Source organism: Desulfosporosinus sp. OT, from assembly GCF_000224515.1.
GTDB lineage: Bacteria > Bacillota > Desulfitobacteriia > Desulfitobacteriales > Desulfitobacteriaceae > Desulfosporosinus.
Genome location: NZ_AGAF01000266.1, coordinates 1 through 15,369, shown reverse-complemented (window position 1 = coordinate 15,369; position 15,369 = coordinate 1). Strand labels below are relative to the sequence as shown.

The following is a 15,369-nucleotide window of genomic DNA, read 5'->3' as shown; positions in this document are numbered from 1 at the left end:
TATTATCCTATGTCCTTTCTAGCATAAAATATTGCATCAAAAATCCAACAGACGTCATTAAGCTTAACGCTGAGAGGGTTGAGATCAGAAAATGAAGATGAAGTTAAAGCAAGACACAGGAGAAAGAGCTTATCCGATTTGGCTTTTAGTAAATCCAAAACACCCAACTGTTCGCCACAACATTTGGTCACCTATATTAGATGAGATACAGGATAGAGTATATAGAGAAATACAAACCAGAATAGATACTACTAATATTTTTATGCGGAATGCGGTTAGTGATTGCCGACTCGTTCCTAATACATTAAATTGGTGGGGATCAGAAGTAGCTCAGGAAATAGCAGAATTCAAGGAAATAGTATTAGAACATAAACCCAGGCTTCTAATTTCCTTTGGTGCGTTTCCGTTTGAATTTGTGAGGCGTGTTTTCGAGATTAAGCCTGAAAAAGGCCCCAAATATTGGGGTAATTCTAGGTTAAGCGATGAATTTGAACGATCCATTGAAAACTTTGATATCAATAAAATCAATCGAATCCCTTTACTCCGCCGAGTGATTGCGAGTGATAATTATATAGAAGCTCAGAATTGTTTTGGTCGGAAAGACGGTGGAAATTACTATTCTAATGTTGGAGCAAAAATTGCTGAAAAAATTATTGAACACAAGGATAGACTTAATATATGGATTAAATAACTGTGGTTCCTATAATACATAATACATGTCCAGAAACGATTTACTTTCGGACCAATATCTAATTTAATGATAGTTATGAGTTAAACCAAACAAATAAAGATTGGATGGGGAAAATGATGGCTGCTGAAACAAAACTACCTCCAGTGTTAGAAATTATACGCGGTAATATAGTTAAACACGGCAATCCGCTTGCTATGAAAGGTTCAGAAGTGGCTGCCTGGGCTAATGCTCTAAAATTACCTGAACATGGTGACTTGTTATTTTACACAGGGGGTGAATATCAACTTCTTCCTTTTATTGATTCGTTAGTGAGTACGATGACCCATATGGATCAAGGAAGTAAAGTATTTTCTTTGATGATGGGTGCTAGAAATATTATTAATAAAACTGGGATCAATGCCGAGAAGATTTATGCTTCTGTTCTGGCTAAAGATCGAGAGCGATTCAATTCCATTTCTTATAAAGCAGCGATAATTCTGCAAAAGTTAGGTTATGACCTTTGTTACGCTGGCAAGAAAGAACTTTACAGTGGGGCATTGCTTTCTGAACTAGGCTTTTGTGAAGATATGGAATCTTATGCCCTAAAAGTAGCAGAGGTATTAAAACAGAGTAGGGCGAAGACTATTGTTTGTCTGTCTCCTCACGCCGCAGAAGTATTTAAATTTGTGTATCCTAAACTTGTCAAGGACTTCCCTTTTGAAATTCGGACGTTTGTTGATTTAGTATGGGAAAAAAGGCACAGACTTCCTGCCATCAAAACTGATAAAACTGTAGTAGTCCATGACTCTTGTCGTTTGGCTCGTGAATTAGAGATCACAGAAGAGCTTAGAGATATTTTGCAAAGTGTCGGTGTCCCTGTGCGAGAGGCTATGAGTAATCGGCAATGGACAACTTGTTGTGGTGGTCCAAATAAACTTCTTTTCCCGGATGTTTCTCACACAGTAGCAACGCGCAGGGTAGAAGAGCTAGAGGAGACGGGGGCTGATCTAATCTTAACTTCATGTCCTTATTGCTTATCAGCTTTACAAGGTGGACAAGGAAAAGATACTAAAACTGTAATAGAAGATTTGATCGAATTTTTATTTAGGGGGTTTGAAGCTTAATGGCCGATTTGCAGAAAGAATTCAATGACTATACAAAAAATCTTAATAAAGCGAGCAAAGATGAAAATATCAAGAAGGCCATTACTCGTGCGGTTAAATCTTATCGCGAGACGACTGCCGAAACGTTAGATCGCTTCCCTCACACTCCTGAAATGGCTGAAGAAGTGCGGGGGATTAAGTCAAATTCTATCGCCCATAATTCCGAACTACTTAAACAAGCTATGGATTCTGTCGAACGAAATAAAGGAAAAGCCTTCTATGCTAAAGATAAACAAGAAGCGTTGGAGATGACAGCCAAAATTATTGGGACTGGCAAAACGATTGTTAAGGGAAAAAGTATGTTGGGAGAAGAACTTTCCTTAAGAGAATATCTAGAAGAAAAAGGCAATGAAGTCTGGGAGACCGACTTAGGGGAATTCATCTTACAACTTAATCACGAAAAACCAATGCACATTCTGTCGCCTTCCATTCATGTGCCTCGTGAGAAGGTGGCTGAACTATTTACTAAGTTCTTCAATAAAGAAGTACCCCCTGATATAGCCCAGGAAGTGGCTGTAGTAAGAGATTTCTTAAGAGAAAAGTATTTCACTGCTGATGTGGGTATAAGCGGTGCCAATGTAGTGGCTGCCGATACCGGGGCCATGGTTATTATCGAAAATGAGGGTAACGTCCGACTTTCGACCGGGGCACCACCTGTTCATATCGTTTTAGTTGGTATAGAAAAAATTGTGCCTACCTTTCAAGAAGCGATGAAAGTTACTGAGGTCACTTGGCGTTATGCTCAATATGGCGTACCTGGTTATGTTAATATTATCAGTGGACCAAGTAAAACTGGTGATATTGAAAAAGTCACAACTTATGGCGCACATGGACCTAAAGAATTCTATGTAATTTTTGTTGACAACGGGCGTAGTGATATGGCTAAAGAAGAGAAATTTAGCGAGGCCCTGCATTGTCTGCGTTGTGGGGGATGTATGTATGAATGCCCAGTCTTCCAAGTCACAGCCGGGCATTTTGGTCATGTATATATGAGTGGTATTGGCGCAGTTTGGACCGCCTTTGTTGCCGGAGGGTTAGAAAAGGCAGCTCCACTAGTATTCACCTGTCTTCGCTGTGGACGGTGTGTCGAACGATGCCCGATGAAAATTAATGTTCCTTCTATGATACAAAAATTACGCGAAAGAGTCGTATGCGGGTAAATAGGAACCTTAGTTAATAGTTAATAAGTGCCTTTAAACAACTTAACCATACAAATCCTCGGTAGAAGTACCGAGGATTTGTATTTCTTAAGTTATACTATTTTGTATCTAAAGTGTGGATGGGGATGAACGCCATAGTTCCAGTAGTAACACGCCAGTGATTAATTCCATCGTTTATACACCGATTAATATTACATGATATCAATTGAGTGGTAGCAGTGAACCTTGATCTTTATAAATGAAGAGCATAAAAAAAGGATTATTTGGAAATGACGGAGAACAATTTAAAATTGCTTGGTTTTATAGGCCTAATCCCTCATACCTCCATTAGTGCCATAAGTTTTAGATGCCTATTCTAATCGAATTTAGTCAGGAGGAAATCTCGTGGGGATTGAAATATTAGGTATCTCAGCAAGTCCCATACCTAATAGCAACATGGACCAATTGGTTTTGCAAGTCCTGCAAACAAGCGGCTTAGACTATGAATTTGTGAAACTCAGCCATTTAAACGTCGGACCATGCCGAGCTTGTAAAGCCTGCAGAGAAGATAATATTTGCAAAGTAGCTGATGATTTTCCTGAACTCGCCATAAAATTACAAGCGGCAAAAGGATTAGTAATAGGGGGATATACACCCTCCGGAGTGCTCGATTCTTTTACTAAAACATTTATAGAAAGGCTTCGATCGAGGAGACACTTAAACGGTTCAACTGAGCAAAAATATGTCGTTACAATTATTTCAGGGTTGAGTAAGCAAACTAGAGAACTTGCACTTAAGGCAATTGGTAAAGAATTGTTAATGGAAAACGTGCAGCCTGTAGCTCAATTAAATATTGATGAAAATGTTCCTTACCTTACAATGGAAGATCAACCGGTATGGGAAATGGCTGCTCAATCAGGAAAATTGTTGGCTCAATTTATCACTGAGGAGATAGAATGTTGGCTGGATTACGAGTAAATATTACTGAGATGTAAAGGAGAAAACTAAAAATGAAAAACGCTGTTGACTTAAAAAGCAAATTAGCCACGGGCGACTTTATTTACACCACAGAATTAGGTGCAATTGATGGTACGCTCCTTGAGGACAGGCTTACGCTAGCTCAAGACTATGAGGGATTAGATGCCATCAATGTTCACGATTGCCCCAATGCGAATTTGAGAATGAACTCTGTTATGGCGGCGAGTATTCTTAAACAACAATTGGGAATTGAGACTATTCCTCATTTCACCTGTAGAGATAGAAGCTTATTAGGTACACAAGCAGATTTATTAGGCGCTCATGCTTTAGGGATTAGGGGTATTTTAGCAACTACCGGGGATGCTCCCAATCATGGACCCTATAAAGGGTCCAAAGGCGTTTATAATTATAATAGCTTTGAACTAATTAAACTGATCAATAATTTAAATTCTGGCAAAGATGCCAACGAAATTGAAATCAAAGGATGCACGGACTTTACTATCGCAGCCACCGCAACCCCAGGGGCAACGAACTTAACTGTAGAAATCGAACGAATGAAGAGGAAAATAGAAATGGGCGCTGATTTCTTTCAAACACAGCCCATTTATGACGTAGCTAAGGCGAGAGAGTTCTTAGCAGAGGCTAAAATGCTAGGTAAACCAATTCTCTTAGGTGTTATGCCTCTAATAAATTTGAAATTAGTCAAATTTATAAATAACAAAATGGCGGGAGTCACGGTCCCAGATGAAATAATTAAGCAAATGGAAGAGGGGAAGAGTGGCTTAGAAATCGCTTTCGAGTTTATTACAGAGTTCTTTAGAGAAATTCAGGGGATTCATATCTACGGTATGGGGGATGTTCAAATGACCAATAAAATCATTGCATTTGCAAAGAACTTGCGCTAGTGATTAAACGCGAACTCCTCAATTATTTTGCTAGAGTTCTTGGGCAACCACAGGGAATAGATACTTCGGGCGGCTGCGCCTTTGTATTGCTCCTATGCTTCTTCAGAGCCTCTTCATCATATTCAACAGCTTCTCTTTCCTCAAGGGCGATGGCTCCGGTTGAACACTCTGGTAGACAGTCACCAAGACCGTCACAATAGCTTTCAGAGCTAAGACGAGCTTTTCCATCCACCAATTCTAAGGCACCTTCATGACAGGCACCGACACATAGGCCACAACCGTTACATTTTTCTTCATCTATCTTTATTATGTTTCGTTTCAAGATCATAACCTCTTTCCAACAATTATATTTTCAGTTAATTATAATACAACATACGAATTAAACTAGTAGCCCTTTTCAAGTTAATGACATGGCCCGCAACTGTTCAGGTGTTCTTAAGTACAAGAGTGCAAATTAGTGGGAGTTCTTGAAGCGACCAAGTTAACTGTCAGCAAGTATCCCTGTGGAATATAATGCCATAGACCCATGGAAGGAGGGGCAAGAGATGGCATTGGGAGAAAGCAAGAGAGTGGAAGACATGAACTATTTTGAACTCTTGGCTTGGCTGGGCATTGGCAGTTCCCATCCGGGAGGTTTCCCCGCTACCAAACAAAATTTGGATGCTTTACAGATAAAGCCTGATGAATATGTTCTTGACGCTGGCTGTGGAAGCGGTCTTACAGCTTGTTACTTGGCTAAATCTATTGGCTGCAAAATCATGGGAGTAGATATCAGTTCTCAAATGATTGAAAAAGCAGGCTTGAGAGCTGAAAAAGAGGGAGTTTCTCATTTAGTTGAGTTTAAGGTAGCAGATGTTTGTAATTTACCTTTCCCCAGCAACCACTTTGATATGGTCATGGCTGAGTCAATAACGGTGTTTTTAGATAAGGTTAAAGTTTACCAGGAGTTCTATCGAGTGCTAAAACCTGAGGGCAGAGTTGCTGACCTGGAAATGGCTCTACTCAGAGAATTGCCCGCTAATCTTAGAAGACAGATGGAGGAGTGCTTCGGTCCCAGCACCAATCCCTTGCCTTTTGAAGAATGGCTCGATGCTATATCACAAGCGGGATTTCTGGATGTAGACATTAAGAATCCTCAACCATTGAGAACTAAAGGCAATTCGATCATGAACGAACTCAAAAAGGATTGGGTTTTAGTCAAAGACCTTACGGACAAAGTTAGAAAGCAGCCTGGCTTACTGGCTAGACTACAAAGAAATGCTGGTTTTATAAAGAAAAACCAAGGCTACTTTGGCTATGGTCTCGTCTGTGGGCGAAAACCAGTTCCCGAGAAATTGAGCTTTAAAGGTTGGCTACTGAAAGTATTATTCAGGAAGTAAGCATATCCAATCAAGATCAAAGACATTTGTGATGATCTTAAGGTATAATTAACGAGCGTACTGTGGTAGGGTATAAAAATATTGTTGGGATTGAGAGAGGTTCGGCAATATAAACTAGAGAACATGAAAAGGGGTAAGAACATGGGGAAAGAATTATTAGAAGATATCATAAAAGCTGGCCAAGCTCTCAAAGGCATCATTAATAAGACGCCGCTCCAACGAAATGACATTCTCTCAGAAAAATACAATTGCAACCTATATCTAAAACGTGAAGATTTACAAGTTGTCCGTTCTTTTAAGATTCGGGGAGCTTATAACCTGATTCAAAGCATTCCCTCTAACCAACTAAGTAACGGAGTAGTCTGTGCCAGTGCTGGTAACCATGCTCAAGGAGTCGCCTATTCATGCCAAGCCTTGGGGATCCCAGGAAGAATATATATGCCTTCTACTACCCCCAAACAAAAGGTCTCCCAAGTTAAACGTTTTGGCAAAGAGTTTGTGGAAGTCGTTCTGATTGGAGACACCTTTGACGATGCATTTTATGAAGCGATGAAGCATTGTGAAGCAGGAAACAAATATTTCATTCATCCTTTTAATGATCTTCTGGTTATCGCAGGACAAGGTACGATTGCCATTGAAATTCTTAACGATTTAGAAAATCCGGTAGATTACGTGTTTGGAGCCATTGGAGGGGGTGGGATGATGTCGGGAGTTGGCACATACATCAAACGCCTGAGCCCTTCTACCAAAATTATTGGAGTAGAACCACAGGGGGCCTGTTCTATGAAGCAATCCTTTGATAAAAATGAAGTCGTAACTTTAGACAAAATTGATAAGTTTGTTGATGGAGCCGCTGTAAAGCGTGTTGGCGACCTAACCTTTGATATCTGTCAGGAGGTCTTAGATGATATCTTAGTCGTTAGTGAAGGAAAAGTCTGCACAACGATTTTAGAGATGTACAATGATAATGCGATTGTCGTAGAACCCGCAGGTGCTCTTCCGATCGCGGCTTTAGACGGCTATAGAGATCAAATCAAGGGTAAAACAATTGTTTGTATTATTAGCGGCGGAAATAATGATATTGAAAGGACTCCCGAGATTAAAGAACGTTCCCTCCTTGATCAAGGGCTCAAACATTATTTCATCATTAATTTCCCCCAGCGTCCTGGTGCACTTAAGGAATTTGTGGTCGATGTCTTGGGGCCTAACGACGATATCACGCGGTTTGAGTATACGCAAGTTAACAATAAAGAAAACGGTCCGACCTTGGTAGGGATTGAACTCACCCAAAAAGAAGATTACCAAACCCTCATTGAGAAGATGGACAAAAAAGGGATACAATATACCGTGATAAATGATAATCAAGAATTGTTTAATCTTCTGATATAGGTCCGGTCCTTAATTCTCATTGAACTCAGAGAAATCACTGAGGGCTTGGTGAATAGGAGGATACCAAGAATGTTTTAGACAGTTAACCAATATAATAGTGATAACTATACGTTGAATTAGGGGGAGACTATGTCTTGGGACATAAAAAAACGTAATTGGTCAGGCACCATCGTTACGGTTTCAACGGCAATTTTTGCATTAGTTTCGATAATATCTGTCTATATCTCAGTCACCAGCTGGCAAACTCAACGTGAAGCAGCACGCCCATATTTCACACTCAAAGAATCTCCTTCTATTCATCAAGCAAACGAACTTAGTTTCGAATTCGAATTCAAATTCTATAATGTAGGAACTCATCCAGCAACAAACCTTTCTAGTAAAACCATTGTCTTTAACGAAAACTTGTTACAAGAACCTATTCTTGTTGATGAATATACCGTGGTTAACGATATTCCCAGAGATACCACCACAAGTCTGCTCCTTAGCATAGAGAGCGCTGACTTCTTACAAGCCGATATCGCTCCACAGTTTGTCATCATTTATCTGAGTTATGCTGACCCAATCACTCACAAACTATATAATCAAACCATTTATACCAAATGGTCCGGTGTTATTGACCAAAAAACTCAACCTCTTATCCATGTTGAACTAAGTGAAAAGCAAAATATACTGAACTATTTAAAATTTCATCACCTATTGAAGGGGAAAGTTGACAGATAGTTCATAAGAACCATTCTGACTCGACTAACTAGACAACCTTTTATAGATGAACCTTTAACGAATAAGAAATTGTTAATCTTATTATGAAAAGAAATAGACTTTTTGGCCAACACTAATCGACCAAAGAGTCTATTTTCTTTTTACATTATAACCTTGACCTTAATTATAAATCGTAAGCAACTTCGCCATGAAGGGAAGTGTCCAGTCCCATTATTTCCACTTTTTCAGGTACGCGAACTGAATCGAAGATATTGATGACTTTGAGAATGAGATAGGTTACGACAAAGGCATAGATTGCTGTAAAGACAACACCAAACGTTTGAACCAGGAATTGGTGCATGTTGCCTTGGATCAAACCACTTGTCCCATTCACAGTTGACACTGCAAAGACACCTACGAGGATGGAACCCAGGATACCACCAACTCCGTGAACTCCCCAGACATCCAGGGCGTCATCCCAGTCCAGTTTAATCCGAACTTGGACAGCCATATAACAAACGACGGAGGATAAGATGCCAATAATAACGGCAGCCCAAGGCTGAACATATCCCGCCGCTGGGGTGATGGTCGCCAATCCGGCAACTGCACCAGTCAGAACTCCGACCATGGTTGGTTTCTTTTCATGGATCCAGGAAATCAGTAACCAAGTAATCATGGCAAACGAACCCGCAATATCGGTATTCACAAAGGCTGTTGCAGCGATGCCATTAGCTGCTAAAGCACTACCACCATTGAAACCAAACCAGCCAAACCACAAAAGGCCTGTTCCTAAAGCGACAAAAGCAATATTATGGGGTGCTGCTTTTTCGCCAGGAACCATAACCCGTTTACCCACAAAAAAGACGGAGGCTAAAGCAGCAATACCAGCACTGACGTGGACAACGATACCACCGGCAAAATCAACAACACCCATCTGAGCTAGGAAACCGCCACCCCAAATCCAGTGAGTCAAAGGGATATACACTAAAATACTCCACAGGACTAAAAACTTTAAATAGCTCTTAAAACTCACTCTGTCGGCAAAGGCTCCCGTTATCAAGGCGGGGGTAATAATGGCGAACATCGACTGATAAATATAGAACACTAAGAACGGTATCGTCGGTCCATAGGCAGGATTGGGGCTCATGCCAACGCCCTGTAGTCCAAAATATTGCAAATTACCGATCAGACCATGAACATCTTTACCAAAGGCTAGGCTAAACCCGCCAAAGACCCATATTGCTGTGACGATTCCCATCGATATAAAACTTTGAATCATAATAGTTAAAACGTTCTTTTTTCTTACCAGGCCACCGTAAAAAAAGGCTAATCCCGGCGTCATAAGGCAAACCAGAGCAGCACTGATTAAGACAAAGGCTGTATCTCCGCTGTTGATCATCATCTAATCCTCCTGCTGTTTAAGATTACTTCTTACCTATATCATAAAACAGAGCAGTGGATCTGTTAATCAGGGTTATCCTGTATATTCTGAGAATTTACTCTGTATCTTGTTAAGGCTCAATAAGATGATTACGGACAGCGTACAACACCAAATCTGTGATACTTTTCAAACCCAGTTTATGCATGATATTCGAGCGATGAGTTTCCACAGTTTTTAAACTTAAATTCAAGAGTTGGGCAATATTCTTGTTACTGTTTCCCTCAGCTAAAAGCTGTACGATTTCTCGTTCTCGGGAAGAAATCAGTTCAGCTTTTCCTCCTGTTTTACCAAAATTGGCAACGAAGCCAGCTATGACTGTAGAAGTAATGTCCGAGGACAGATATATTCCGCCAGCTTGAACGATTCGAATGGATTTTAAGAGCTCTTCGAGGGCATTGTCCTTTAAGACATAGCCGTTCACTTCTAATTGATAGGCCCGAGCCACTAGATCTTCATTCTTATGCATGGTTAAGATAATGATCTTGATTGCTGGATCTTCCTTTTTCAAACGAGCTGCAACTTCCAACCCATTTAACTGAGGTAGAGAAATGTCCAAAATGGCAATATCCGGTTTTAGACGCTGAATATCGACGAGGGCCTGGTGACCATCGGCGGCTTCGCCAATCACTTCGATATCGCTTTCCTGTTGCAGTAAAATGATCAACGATTCACGCAGTATTTTATGGTCATCAGCTAAGAAAACTTTAATCGTCATAAGGTACCTCCATCATTAGGCTTGTCCCTTTTCCTTCTTCAGTGCTAATCTGTAAATTCCCGCCGAGCATTTTTAGCCTCTCCTGGATGGAACTTAAGCCTAACCCCGCCTGAACTTTGCTAACGCTAAAACCTTGGCCATTATCACTAATTTGCAAAAGAAACAGGTTGCTTCTGAGCTTACTAAAGTTTACGACTATTTCAGTCGCCTGAGAATGTTTTAGGATATTTGTCAAACATTCCTGAATGACACGATACAGATTTAAACTGGCAGCCTCTTCCCAAGTGGGCATTGGGGCAAGCAAGTGATATTCAAAGCGGATTCCGCTGGTTTTCTCCAGGTTTCTCAATAAAACATCGACAGAGGCTGCTAGCCCTTTTTCCTGCAAAAGAGCTGGTTTCAAATTGAATAAAACGCCTCGGATTTCCTCGATAGTTTCCGTGGTTAAGCTCACAGTGCGTTCCACTTGTCCGCTCAGGGGAGAATCTGGATGTTCGACCTTGATTTTTTGAGCAATCATGCCTAATTGGAGTTTTAGAGCAGCCAGAGACTGTCCAACACCATCATGAAGATCTCGTGCCAATTTTACCCGTTCTTGCTCCTGTGTTTCCACCAAAAGCTTGGCTTGCTTCTGGAGCAGTTGATTTTGTACTTGAATGGTTCCGCTCAGGTCCTGAGTTAGACTCTCATAATGCGTTCTTTTCAAATAGTCCTGCCAGGAATAAAGATCGGCAAATTCAACAATGTTTAAGCCTTTCTCTTCTTCCTCTTCCGTAACTCTCAGTCCCAGCGTTTTCTTAATTACGTAAAACATCAAGAGACCTAAGCCAAAGGCCCAGAGAAAATTAATCGTTACACCTGTCAGTTGGACTAAAATCTTGATCAGACGCGTTTGGCCGCTTAGAAATTCCGCCGGAACTAAAAAAGGCAATAAAATCGTACCTGTGGCACCACCAAAACCATGAATCGAAACTGCTCCCACAGCATCATCCAACCCAAGTTTTTCCAGCCATAACCCAGAAAAGACGACGATGGAACCGGCGATCAAGCCAACCAGGACAGCATCCTGAGGCTGGAGGTAGTTAGATCCGGCTGTAATCGCAACTAGCCCTCCCAAGGCCCCCGCAAAGATGGCTTCCATATAGCTATGGTCTTTGAGGAAGAAATGGTTGGTTAGAATCGCACCGACAACTCCCGAGGCTGCTGAAAAATTAGTGTTTAAAAGGATTAAACCAACTCGGTCATTAAACTCCAAGAGACTTCCACCATTAAAACCAAACCAACTAAACCATAAGATGAAGGTCCCTAAGGCAGCGAAGGGTATGTTTGATCTTCCAATTTTCTTAAGTTTCCCTGTGGCATCCCAACGATCTTTACGCGCCCCGACCATAATAATTCCTGCCAGGGAAACCCACCCCGCAGTTCCATGTACGACAGTAGCCCCGGCAAAATCTAAAAAGCCTAAGTTTTTCAACCAAGCCGATTGATTAATGAATAAATCACCCCATACCCAATGCCCAAACAGGGGATAAATGAGGCCAGCCAGGAAACCTGCAGCGATCAGTAAGGGGAGAAGGCGAGTTCTCTCCGACATGCTCCCAGAGACAATCGTCACAGCTGTACCGGCAAACATCAGTTCAAAAAAAACAAAAACATATCCTAGAGAAGGCTGAGAAAGAGGCAAATCCTTAAGAAACCAGTAACTGCCACCGAAAAGCCCCAGATGTGTAGGTCCGAACATCAGAGCAAAACCCAAAAAGCAGTAGACCAAGGTCGTTATGACAAAGGTAAGGATATTTTCAATCGCCACACTGATAACATTCTTGGATTGGATAAACCCAACTTCATAACAAACAAAACCAGCCTGCATAAAGAAGACAAAACTGGCACTGACGATTAACCAGAGGTGATTAATATTCATGTTTTTAACTATCTCCTTAACCACGCAAACATTACTATCATTATTCTCCTCCAAGGATTAAGGTATGCTGTGATGTGGCCAATCGTTGCTAAAAAATCACTAGCCATATCAGCGATTTTTAATGTATTTGCTTAATGAGCCATCCAATCCTTATGTTTTCTTTATGCTTTTGGGATATATATTTAGACTATTTTTATGGGGTTTCAGGCTATAATAAGTCAGCATGAGATTTATGGTTAAATTGGAGGGGGAACTTCAAGATTACCCAAAGAGTTTGTAGATCTTGAAAGCTAGTTGCATCTAAAGGAGATGCATTGGTGTCAAGAACAAGTTAATATGATTATTTCTTCTGCGAAAAATCTTATTAGAAAAGAGATTATTGTAATGAAACTGTTTAAAAAGCTTCTTTACTCATTATTCGGTTTGGATCTTACTTCAGAAACAGAACGTCAAGAGTGGGCTTTAGCCATTTTAGGTTTTAGTTTTCTCGATGAAATGGATTTTGAAGAATGTGATGAGTTGGAGAATATTGAAACTGCCGGAGAAACGAAAAGGCTTAAATAATCAGAGTATCCGGTTTAGGGGGAAGAATAAATGTCTGATATGATTTTAGGTGGAATTGTAGCGCTTGGCTTATTAATCTATCTTTGTTTCTCACTGATGAACGCGGAGGAATTGTAATGAAAGGCATAGATCTTTTACAATTTGCAGTATATTTAATACTCCTAATCGGTTTAGCTATACCATTGGGCGGATATATGGCCAAAGTATACCAAGGTGAAAAGACATTTTTAGATAGGCTTTTCAGTCCTATAGAAAAGGCTGTATTCCGTGTGTGTGCAATTGACCCTCAAGCAGAAATGAGTTGGTGGCAATATGCTGTATCTCTTTTAGCATTTAACTTTCTAGGATTTGTGGCTTTATTTATTCTCCAACTTCTACAAGGTCACTTGCCTTTTAATCCACAGGGATTCAGTGCTGTGCCTTGGGATTTGGCGTTTAATACAGCAGCTAGTTTTATCACCAATACCAATTGGCAAGCCTATGCGGGTGAATCGACGATGAGTTACTTTACCCAGATGACCGGGATGACGGTACAAAATTTTGTTTCTGCAGCTACCGGGATGGTTGTGGTGGTTGCCCTGATTCGTGGCTTAACCCGTCATCAAGCTAAGTCAATCGGTAACTTTTGGGTAGACTTGACCAGATCTGTTCTCCGCATCTTACTACCTTTATCAATTATTGGTGCCTTGGTGCTTGCTTCTCAAGGGGTGATTCAGAATCTGTCTCCCTATTTATCGCTGCACACTTTGGAAGGTACTAAGCAGACAATCGCCATGGGGCCTGTTGCTTCTCAAGAAGCTATAAAAATGTTCGGTACTAATGGTGGCGGATTTTTCAACGCTAACTCAGCCCATCCATTTGAAAATCCAACACCGTTCACAAACTTTTTGGAAATGTTATTTATCCTACTCATTCCCGCCGGCTTAACCTTTATGTATGGGAAAATGGTAAAAGACTCTAAACAGGGTAAGGTTATTCTTGTGGCAATGATGGTACTGTTCGTCGTCATGCTGGGAACGATTTATAGTTCTGAATTAGCGGGTAATCCTTTAATCAGTAAACTTGGCATTAGCGGTTCAACCATCATGGAGGGGAAAGAAGTCAGGTTTGGTGTTGCTAACTCTGCCTTGTTTGCTACCATTACCACTGCCGCTTCCTGTGGAGCAGTCAATGCAATGCATGACAGTCTTACACCGTTAGGCGGACTTGTACCGCTGCTCCAGATTATGCTTGGCGAAGTCGTGTTTGGCGGCGTGGGAGCGGGATTATACGGAATATTGATGTTTGTAATTCTTACCGTCTTTATTGTTGGCCTAATGGTGGGGCGAACTCCGGAATATCTAGGGAAAAAGATTGAGTCCTTCGAAATGAAAATGGCAATCTTAGCTGTACTCATCCCAGCGGCTACCATTTTATTAGGTAGTGCTCTTGCCATAGTTATTCCGGCGGGTACTTCTTCTATAGCCAATCCCGGCCCCCATGGTCTAAGCGAGATTCTCTATGCCTTTGCATCTGCTGGGGGTAATAATGGGAGCGCGTTTGCCGGGCTAAATGTTAATACAGTCTTCTACAATGTGGCTATCGGTTTATCCATTCTCATCGGGCGTTTTGGAGTTATTCTGCCTGCTTTAGCTATTGCTGGCAGCATGGTAACAAAGAAAACGACACCAGCAGGGGCAGGTACTTTTCAAACAACGGGTGGGTTATTTGCAGGCCTTTTAGCAGGCGTGGTATTAGTCGTTGGAGCCTTAACCTTTTTTCCTGCCTTGGCATTGGGACCGATCGTAGAGCAGTTATTGATGCAAGCAGGACACATATTTTAAGGAGGAACGAATATGAGTGACGCTTCGGGCTTCAATCGTGCTATCTTTTATGCAGCGGTTAAAGAATCGTTTAAGAAACTAAATCCAAAAGTCCAATGGACTAATCCTGTAATGTTCGTGGTGGAGGTACTTGCGGTCTTAACAACTTACTTCACCATCCGAGATATAGGCGCCCATTCTATGAAAAATTTTTGGTTCGATGGTCAAATTGCTTTCTGGTTATGGATCACGGTTATCTTTGCTAACTTCGCCGAATCTCTTGCTGAGGGAAGGGGTAAGGCACAAGCTGCTGCTCTCCGAAAAACTCGCAGTGAGACCACGGCCAAAAAGCTTTCCGGCGAAAAAACAGAGAGCATTTCAGCGTCCCAACTGCGCAAGGGGGATATAGTTCTTGTGGAGGTAGGAGACATCATTCCAGGCGACGGTGAAGTGATTGAGGGGATTGCTTCCGTTGATGAAAGTGCCGTTACCGGGGAATCTGCCCCAGTGATTCGGGAATCAGGTGGCGATCGAAGCTCGGTAACTGGTGGTACAAAGGTGCTCTCAGACTGGCTTAAAGTCAGCATTACGGCCAATCCAGGGG

Annotated in this window: 14 protein-coding genes and 1 pseudogene; 11 read left to right on the top strand and 4 right to left on the bottom strand. The window is 41.3% G+C overall.

The window, feature by feature from the left end; translation table 11 throughout:
* Nucleotides 1–97 precede the first annotated feature (97 nt).
* From DOT_RS25920 to DOT_RS25900, 5 genes are all read left to right on the top strand, one after another.
* On the top strand, nt 98–691 hold the full coding sequence (locus DOT_RS25920; protein ID WP_009624582.1) for a hypothetical protein: 594 nt from the start codon (nt 98–100) through the stop codon (nt 689–691).
* Nucleotides 692–807: 116 nt separating this feature from the next.
* Nucleotides 808–1,794 carry a (Fe-S)-binding protein gene (locus tag DOT_RS25915; RefSeq protein WP_040413508.1) on the top strand — a complete coding sequence of 329 codons (987 nt, stop codon included), beginning with the start codon at nt 808–810 and terminating at the stop codon, nt 1,792–1,794.
* Nucleotides 1,794–2,993, top strand: coding sequence for a lactate utilization protein B (locus tag DOT_RS25910; protein WP_009624580.1), 1,200 nt, complete (start codon nt 1,794–1,796; stop codon nt 2,991–2,993). The genes DOT_RS25915 and DOT_RS25910 overlap by 1 nt, the downstream gene beginning before the upstream one ends.
* 384 nt (nt 2,994–3,377) lie before the next feature.
* Nucleotides 3,378–3,950: a flavodoxin family protein gene (locus DOT_RS28060; protein ID WP_009624579.1), complete on the top strand. Its 573-nt coding sequence runs from the start codon at nt 3,378–3,380 to the stop codon at nt 3,948–3,950.
* A 32-nt stretch (nt 3,951–3,982) separates the two neighbouring features.
* Nucleotides 3,983–4,855: a methylenetetrahydrofolate reductase gene (locus DOT_RS25900; protein WP_009624578.1), complete on the top strand. Its 873-nt coding sequence runs from the start codon at nt 3,983–3,985 to the stop codon at nt 4,853–4,855.
* 25 nt (nt 4,856–4,880) lie between these two features.
* On the opposite strand, the pseudogene DOT_RS25895 reads toward DOT_RS25900, so the two are convergent.
* Nucleotides 4,881–5,177, bottom strand: a pseudogene (locus tag DOT_RS25895) (4Fe-4S dicluster domain-containing protein); the annotation flags it as partial.
* 223 nt (nt 5,178–5,400) lie between these two features.
* Between DOT_RS25895 and DOT_RS25890 the strand changes: the two are divergent.
* The 3 genes from DOT_RS25890 (at nt 5,401) to DOT_RS25880 (ending at nt 8,343) form a co-directional block, all read left to right on the top strand.
* Complete coding sequence (locus DOT_RS25890; protein WP_009624576.1) at nt 5,401–6,234, top strand: class I SAM-dependent methyltransferase; 834 nt, start codon at nt 5,401–5,403, stop codon at nt 6,232–6,234.
* 141 nt (nt 6,235–6,375) lie between these two features.
* Nucleotides 6,376–7,623, top strand: a complete 1,248-nt coding sequence (gene ilvA, locus DOT_RS25885; protein ID WP_009624575.1) for a threonine ammonia-lyase — start codon at nt 6,376–6,378, stop codon at nt 7,621–7,623.
* Between the two features lie 129 nt (nt 7,624–7,752).
* Complete coding sequence (locus DOT_RS25880; RefSeq protein ID WP_009624574.1) at nt 7,753–8,343, top strand: hypothetical protein; 591 nt, start codon at nt 7,753–7,755, stop codon at nt 8,341–8,343.
* A 163-nt stretch (nt 8,344–8,506) separates the two neighbouring features.
* Here DOT_RS25880 and DOT_RS25875 read toward each other — a convergent pair whose 3' ends face one another.
* The 3 genes from DOT_RS25875 to DOT_RS25865 all read right to left on the bottom strand — a co-directional run bounded on the left by DOT_RS25875 (nt 8,507) and on the right by DOT_RS25865 (nt 12,399).
* The gene (locus DOT_RS25875; RefSeq protein WP_009624573.1) at nt 8,507–9,724 is read right to left on the bottom strand and encodes an ammonium transporter; all 1,218 of its coding nucleotides are present in this window, start codon (nt 9,722–9,724) and stop codon (nt 8,507–8,509) included.
* Nucleotides 9,725–9,833: 109 nt separating this feature from the next.
* Nucleotides 9,834–10,478: a response regulator transcription factor gene (locus tag DOT_RS25870; RefSeq protein ID WP_009624572.1), complete on the bottom strand. Its 645-nt coding sequence runs from the start codon at nt 10,476–10,478 to the stop codon at nt 9,834–9,836.
* Nucleotides 10,468–12,399 (bottom strand): histidine kinase, encoded by a 1,932-nt coding sequence (locus DOT_RS25865; RefSeq protein WP_009624571.1) that lies wholly within the window; start codon nt 12,397–12,399, stop codon nt 10,468–10,470. Before DOT_RS25865 ends, DOT_RS25870 begins: the two co-directional genes overlap by 11 nt.
* A gap of 336 nt (nt 12,400–12,735) precedes the next feature.
* On the opposite strand from DOT_RS25865, the gene DOT_RS25860 reads away from it, so the two are divergent.
* From DOT_RS25860 to DOT_RS25850, 3 genes are all read left to right on the top strand, one after another.
* On the top strand, nt 12,736–12,963 hold the full coding sequence (locus DOT_RS25860) for a hypothetical protein (RefSeq protein ID WP_009624570.1): 228 nt from the start codon (nt 12,736–12,738) through the stop codon (nt 12,961–12,963).
* A gap of 116 nt (nt 12,964–13,079) precedes the next feature.
* Nucleotides 13,080–14,786 carry a potassium-transporting ATPase subunit KdpA gene (kdpA, locus tag DOT_RS25855; RefSeq protein ID WP_009624569.1) on the top strand — a complete coding sequence of 569 codons (1,707 nt, stop codon included), beginning with the start codon at nt 13,080–13,082 and terminating at the stop codon, nt 14,784–14,786.
* Nucleotides 14,787–14,798: 12 nt separating this feature from the next.
* Nucleotides 14,799–15,369, top strand: a 571-nt coding sequence (locus DOT_RS25850) for an HAD-IC family P-type ATPase (protein ID WP_009624568.1), incomplete at its 3' end; no start/stop codon positions are given.

What these genes read in the sequence shown, in the direction of transcription:
- DOT_RS25920 (WP_009624582.1), top strand. Translation starts at nt 98, where the DNA reads ATGAAGTTAAAGCAAGACACAGGAGAAAGAGCTTATCCGATTTGGCTT.
- DOT_RS25915 (WP_040413508.1), top strand. Translation starts at nt 808, where the DNA reads ATGGCTGCTGAAACAAAACTACCTCCAGTGTTAGAAATTATACGCGGT.
- DOT_RS25910 (WP_009624580.1), top strand. Translation starts at nt 1,794, where the DNA reads ATGGCCGATTTGCAGAAAGAATTCAATGACTATACAAAAAATCTTAAT.
- DOT_RS25900 (WP_009624578.1), top strand. Translation starts at nt 3,983, where the DNA reads ATGAAAAACGCTGTTGACTTAAAAAGCAAATTAGCCACGGGCGACTTT.
- DOT_RS25890 (WP_009624576.1), top strand. Translation starts at nt 5,401, where the DNA reads ATGGCATTGGGAGAAAGCAAGAGAGTGGAAGACATGAACTATTTTGAA.
- ilvA (WP_009624575.1), top strand. Translation starts at nt 6,376, where the DNA reads ATGGGGAAAGAATTATTAGAAGATATCATAAAAGCTGGCCAAGCTCTC.
- DOT_RS25880 (WP_009624574.1), top strand. Translation starts at nt 7,753, where the DNA reads ATGTCTTGGGACATAAAAAAACGTAATTGGTCAGGCACCATCGTTACG.
- DOT_RS25875 (WP_009624573.1), bottom strand. Translation starts at nt 9,724, where the DNA reads ATGATGATCAACAGCGGAGATACAGCCTTTGTCTTAATCAGTGCTGCT.
- DOT_RS25870 (WP_009624572.1), bottom strand. Translation starts at nt 10,478, where the DNA reads ATGACGATTAAAGTTTTCTTAGCTGATGACCATAAAATACTGCGTGAA.
- DOT_RS25865 (WP_009624571.1), bottom strand. Translation starts at nt 12,399, where the DNA reads ATGAATATTAATCACCTCTGGTTAATCGTCAGTGCCAGTTTTGTCTTC.
- DOT_RS25860 (WP_009624570.1), top strand. Translation starts at nt 12,736, where the DNA reads ATGATTATTTCTTCTGCGAAAAATCTTATTAGAAAAGAGATTATTGTA.
- kdpA (WP_009624569.1), top strand. Translation starts at nt 13,080, where the DNA reads ATGAAAGGCATAGATCTTTTACAATTTGCAGTATATTTAATACTCCTA.